This window comes from Burkholderia sp. SIMBA_062, assembly GCF_046534765.1.
GTDB lineage: Bacteria > Pseudomonadota > Gammaproteobacteria > Burkholderiales > Burkholderiaceae > Burkholderia > Burkholderia ambifaria.
In genome coordinates this window covers 1-270 of the sequence record NZ_JAWRYD010000281.1, presented here as the reverse complement: position 1 = coordinate 270, position 270 = coordinate 1, and the positions used below count along the sequence as shown (strand labels likewise).

General features: G+C 41.9%; 1 protein-coding gene. It reads left to right on the top strand.

The features are described 5' to 3' along the window. Nucleotides 1–270: hypothetical protein (locus SB786_RS36370; protein ID WP_410731598.1), on the top strand; the 270-nt coding region annotated here is incomplete at both ends.

The following is a 270-nucleotide window of genomic DNA, read 5'->3' as shown; positions in this document are numbered from 1 at the left end:
GAAATGACCTCTAAAGATAAATTTAAATCATTTGAAGAACTGAATACCAAATTTGGCCAGGTTATGGGTACCGCAGTTATGGGCGGTGCAGCAGCAACCGCAGCAAAAAAAGCAGATAAAGTTGCAGATGATCTGGATGCATTTAATGTTGATGATTTTAATACCAAAACCGAAGATGATTTTATGTCTTCAAGTAGCGGCTCTAGCTCAAGCGCAGATGATACCGATCTGGATGATCTGCTGAATGATCTGCTCGAGCACCACCACCAC